This is a genomic window from Sphingomonas sp. (genome assembly GCF_048595155.1).
Lineage (GTDB): Bacteria > Pseudomonadota > Alphaproteobacteria > Sphingomonadales > Sphingomonadaceae > Sphingomonas_I.
Window position 1 is genome coordinate 1 of the sequence record NZ_JBMDXN010000065.1, and the last position, 4,524, is coordinate 4,524.

At 61.5% G+C, this 4,524-nt stretch carries 8 protein-coding genes; 6 read left to right on the top strand and 2 right to left on the bottom strand.

The window, feature by feature from the left end:
* The first annotated feature begins 103 nt into the window (after positions 1-103).
* On the top strand, positions 104-511 hold the full coding sequence (locus tag ACOJSI_RS10335) for a hypothetical protein (RefSeq protein ID WP_420138202.1): 408 nt from the start codon (positions 104-106) through the stop codon (positions 509-511).
* A 14-nt stretch (positions 512-525) separates the two neighbouring features.
* On the opposite strand, the gene ACOJSI_RS10340 is transcribed toward ACOJSI_RS10335, so the two are convergent.
* Together ACOJSI_RS10340 and ACOJSI_RS10345 are read right to left on the bottom strand one after the other, a co-directional pair.
* Positions 526-786, bottom strand: a complete 261-nt coding sequence (locus tag ACOJSI_RS10340) for a hypothetical protein (RefSeq protein ID WP_420138203.1) — start codon at positions 784-786, stop codon at positions 526-528.
* Between the two features lie 196 nt (positions 787-982).
* A complete protein-coding gene (locus tag ACOJSI_RS10345) occupies positions 983-1,243 on the bottom strand; it encodes a DUF2171 domain-containing protein (RefSeq protein ID WP_420138204.1) in 261 nt (86 codons plus the stop codon).
* A gap of 284 nt (positions 1,244-1,527) precedes the next feature.
* Between ACOJSI_RS10345 and ACOJSI_RS10350 the strand changes: the two genes are divergently transcribed.
* The 5 genes from ACOJSI_RS10350 to ACOJSI_RS10370 are packed head-to-tail and all read left to right on the top strand — an operon-like array spanning position 1,528 to position 4,078.
* A complete protein-coding gene (locus tag ACOJSI_RS10350; RefSeq protein ID WP_420138205.1) occupies positions 1,528-1,692 on the top strand; it encodes a hypothetical protein in 165 nt (54 codons plus the stop codon).
* An 8-nt stretch (positions 1,693-1,700) separates the two neighbouring features.
* A complete protein-coding gene (locus ACOJSI_RS10355) occupies positions 1,701-1,916 on the top strand; it encodes a hypothetical protein (protein WP_420138206.1) in 216 nt (71 codons plus the stop codon).
* Positions 1,913-2,155: a hypothetical protein gene (locus ACOJSI_RS10360; RefSeq protein WP_420138207.1), complete on the top strand. Its 243-nt coding sequence runs from the start codon at positions 1,913-1,915 to the stop codon at positions 2,153-2,155. Before ACOJSI_RS10355 ends, ACOJSI_RS10360 begins: the two co-directional genes overlap by 4 nt.
* 12 nt (positions 2,156-2,167) lie before the next feature.
* Positions 2,168-3,241 (top strand): ribonucleotide-diphosphate reductase subunit beta, encoded by a 1,074-nt coding sequence (locus tag ACOJSI_RS10365; protein WP_420138208.1) that lies wholly within the window; start codon positions 2,168-2,170, stop codon positions 3,239-3,241.
* An 18-nt stretch (positions 3,242-3,259) separates the two neighbouring features.
* Positions 3,260-4,078, top strand: coding sequence for a hypothetical protein (locus ACOJSI_RS10370; RefSeq protein WP_420138209.1), 819 nt, complete (start codon positions 3,260-3,262; stop codon positions 4,076-4,078).
* Positions 4,079-4,524: the final 446 nt, after the last annotated feature.

A 4,524-nucleotide genomic window follows, 5' to 3' on the forward strand; every position in this document is an offset into this window, starting at 1 on the left:
GCGCCGGCCAGACCAGCCCGTTTCTTCCGTGTTGCATCGGGAGCGCGCCGCCTAGCATCGCTCCGGCCGCAGCCTTATGGTCGCGTGCAAACGGAGGACGATCATGCCACGCGGCCGCATATCGGGCGACATCACTTTCCGGCGTCTTGCGCCGCTCGCGCTGGCCATCGCGCTTGCCGCCTGCCACGGCACATCCGCGCCCCAAGCGGACGGCAGCGCGGCCAACGCAGCCGCGCCCGTTGCACCCGTCGCGCCCGCGCCGACGGCCGATCTTGCCGCTGCCACGCCCGACGGCTTCGTTCCGCTTCAGTCCCCGGAAGTGAAGGACGCCATCCATCGCGCGCTTACGACCGGGCAGGATCAGCGTTGGCAGGATGGGGCGTGGAGCGGCTATGCCGTGCCGTCGCGCGAAACCCTCGCCAATGGCTGCCGCACCGTGCGCTACACGATCGATCAGCAGCCCAACGCGCCCGCCGCCACCATCAACGCCTGCGACGCCGGCAAGCCGTAATCGTCCGGCCGCCCCTAGGCGACGTCCTGCGGCTCCAGCACGATCAGGTCCGCGATCCGGCCGCCCTTGGCCTTCTTCAGCGCGCGCTCGGCCAGCACGCGGATATTGGTCATGACGAAGCGGATCATCTCCCGCGGGCCGCGCGCATGCGGCGCCAGCCGGGCCAGCGCCGCATCGGTGACGAACACGGTCTGGCCGAACTGCACTTCGTTGATGGTGAAGCTGACGCCACCGGGAATAAGCCGAGGCTCTTCCAGCAGAAGAGGGTGGTCCATATCGGATCTATATAGAATGCCGCGCCTGAACCGCGCCAGCACCGGCGGGCGCGGCACCACGCCCCGTCGCGCCACAGGCACGTCCGATCGATGCCACCTGCGCCGTTCGTCGCAAAAGAAAAGGGCGCCGCTCCGGCAGGGAGCGACGCCCTCTGGCGTCCCGCGATCCGTTGCCGGATCGCGGGAGTTCCGCCTCTTATTCTTCTTCCTCGAACGTCACGGCGACGTCGGCATTGGCCGACAGGCGCACCTTGTCGCCCTCGACTTCGGCCACCAGGCCGCCCGAGATATAATGGTGGTGGCCGCTATGGCCGCCCTCGGCGCCTTCGATCTGCGCCGTGCTGTCCTTCTTGGTCAGCTTGATGCGATCGCCCTCGACATGGTCGACCGTGCCGACATGAACGCCATCGGCACCGATGACTTCCATATGCTCACGGATGTTCGACAAATCAGCCATGTGTGAATTCCCTCGCTAGAGTGCCGCAGCCCAACGCACGACCCCGCGGAAAGCCGCATCGGCTATGAAAGGATCGCGCGCAAGCGTGCCGTTTGTACGATCATGCCGAAATCGGCAGCGCGTCGGACAGGCCCGCTCTGGCCCCACAAATCTGTGGAAAAAGCCGTCGCGGCACCTAGACTTTGTGGCGGATCGGCGTAGCCTTACCCTACATATCGGGCCGTTCTTGTTGCGTTCCGCTTTTCTGCTTTTGCGCCGGGGGAGATGACGACGCGATGGATCGCATGGCGATATTCTGGGCGGTTGTGGTGGTGGCGGTGATCGTCATTGCCCTGGCCTCGGCCCGCAATCGCCGCCCGACGCCGCGTTCGTCCTGGGTCGTGCTGGCGGTGGCCGTCCTGATCGCCGCCGCGCTCATCCTGGTCCTCTCGCAGCGGCCGGGCGTTTGAGCCGCGCGATGCCGCTCTCGCTGCGCATCATGGCCGGTTTGGGCCTGCTGTTCGGCCTGATGGGCCTGCCCGTGCTGCTGCGCCCGACGGCGACGCGCGCGCTGCTGGGACTCAAAAATTCGCCCCAGATGGTCTATATATTACGCATCGTCGGCACGATGCTGGCGGCGCTCGGGCTGGTCCTGATCGTCTTCGCCATCACCTTCTGGAGGACGGCGCCATGACCAGCGGATGGCTCATGCTGGGCCTCGGCACCCTTGTCTGCCTCGGCCTGTTCGCCAACGGCATGCGCTTTGCGCGGCTTGGCCAGCCTTTGCCGCACGACAATCCCGGCGAGATCAAGCGCCGCATGATCGGCATGCTCTTCATGACGCTTGCGCCGCTCTTCTGGCTGCTGTTCGCCGCAATCTGTTTCGGGCTGTTCGGGCCCGTCGCCAAAATTCAGACCATTCAGCTTCACTAAGGAAGACCGTCCATGCCCCTCCTTCAAGCCTCGCGCTCCTACAAGCCCTTCGAATATCCGTGGGCCTATGATTTCTGGAAGCGCCAGCAACAGCTCCACTGGCTGCCCGAAGAGGTGCCGCTGGGTGAGGATTGCCGCGATTGGGCGCAGAAGCTCTCCGATCAGGAACGCAATCTGCTGACGCAGATCTTCCGCTTCTTCACCCAGGCCGATGTGGAGGTGCAGGATTGCTACCACGAAAAATATGGCCGTGTGTTCAAGCCGACCGAGATCAAGATGATGCTGACCGCGTTCAGCAACATGGAGACGGTCCACATCGCCGCCTACAGCCATCTGCTCGACACGATCGGCATGCCCGAAAGCGAATATTCGGCCTTCCTCCAATATAAGGAGATGAAGGACAAGCATGACTATCTGAGCCAGTTCGGCGTCGACAGCGACGAGGATATCGCCCGCACGCTCGCCATGTTCGGCGGCTTCACCGAGGGGCTCCAGCTTTTCGCCAGCTTCGCGATGCTGATGAACTTCCCGCGCTTCAACAAGATGAAGGGCATGGGCCAGATCGTGTCCTGGTCGGTGCGGGACGAGACGCTCCATTGCGAAGGCATCATCAAGCTGTTCCACGCTTTCTGCGCGGAACGGAAATGCCTGACGCCGGCGGTCAAGGACGACATTACCGACATGTGCCAGAAGACGGTGCGGATCGAGGATGCGTTCATCGATCTCGTGTTCGAAATGGGCCCCGTCAACGGCATGACCGCCAAGGATATCAAGCGCTATGTCCGCTTCATCGCCGATTGGCGTATGGGCCAATTGGGCCTCAAGCCGATCTATATGATCGAAGAACACCCCCTCCCCTGGCTCGCCCCGCTGCTGAACGGCGTCGAACACGCCAACTTCTTCGAAACCCGCGCGACCGAATATTCGAAAGCGGCGACGCGCGGCGATTGGAGCGACGTCTGGGACAGCTTCGACCGCCGCAAAGCCGCCAAGGCCAACGCCGCCGCCGCGAACGAGGATGCCGGCGCGGGCGAGAGCGGCGGCGAAGGCGGCCTGTTCGGACATGCCGGGGTGGCGGCGGAGTAAGACAAGGAGCGGGGGCACTTGCTGAAAACATGTTTCGTCATTCAGTGTTTCGACAATAGCGTCTATGACAAGCGCTATAAGGAGACATTTGCACCTGCTATAGAGCGCGGCGGCGCCAAGCCGATACGCGCTGACGAGGTTCTTGGAACACGGCCGGTAGTCGAAAAGATTGAAGATGGCTTGCGCTCAGCCGACGTCGCCTTTGCTGAAGTTTCGGAAGATAACGCCAACGTGTTTTTAGAGCTTGGTTACGCGTTGGCCCTTGGCGTGCCTACTGTGATCGTCTGCGACAAGGGTCGTAGAACAAAACTGCCGTTCGACATCGCTCATCGACCAATTAGTTTTTATGCAACAGCTGCTCAGTCAGATTACGAGAACATATCGCGAGATGTCGAAGCAGCTATAGGCGCCGCAATGCTAGAGGTCAGGCCGGACAGTCGCGGACATATCGCAACGTCTCCACCATTAGAAGAACAAAATGCCGACGAAGTTAAGGGCGCCTGCTTAATTGCGCTTCTTGATCAGAGCCTTAGATCGCCAACTGGATCTGGCCTTTGGGAAATTCAAAAGGAAGTCTCCTCGGCGGGCATTTCCGAGCGCATGGTGGCGCTAGCAATCGCAAGTTTGATCGACGAGGGACTCGTCAATCGGATTGAGCTTACGGATCACGACGGAGATCCTTTTAACAAGTTTGCATTGTCTGAATCTGGAACGAAGTTCCTTCTTCGGTCGTACAGCACACTAATTCAGCAAGAACGCGAACGGGTACACGCCCAAGCTTTGGCCCGTAGACCAGCTGCGCTTAACACTGATCTAGACGACGATGTCCCATTCTAGATTTATCAGGTCATTATTAGTAATTTCCAAACATGCCGAGATATTTAAAGTTTCGGGGACACTATACTAAATAGGCCCCCGCCTGCACCTCTGCTGCACCACTCACCATGGCCCGCATCGTCATCTCCGGCGCCCCACACCACGTCACCCAATGCGGCCATCGCCGCCGGCCGATCTTCTTCTCCGATGCCGAGCGCCTCCTCTATCGCGCAGAAAAGTCATCCCGCTCAGGATAAAACCCCATTGGCACCATTCGGGCCGTCAGGCGGGGTCGCCTGAAACGCGTTCATGCTTCCGGCGGAGAGCGCCGTCAGCCACCTGAATGGGTCCGGCGCCCACAGAAGCGGACGCCGGACCTAAGATCAGCCGAAATCTGCAGTGCTGATGGTCTCCGGCGCGACATTGGCCAAGCGAACAGCACTGTCCACCGCGTCGCCGCCGTCTCC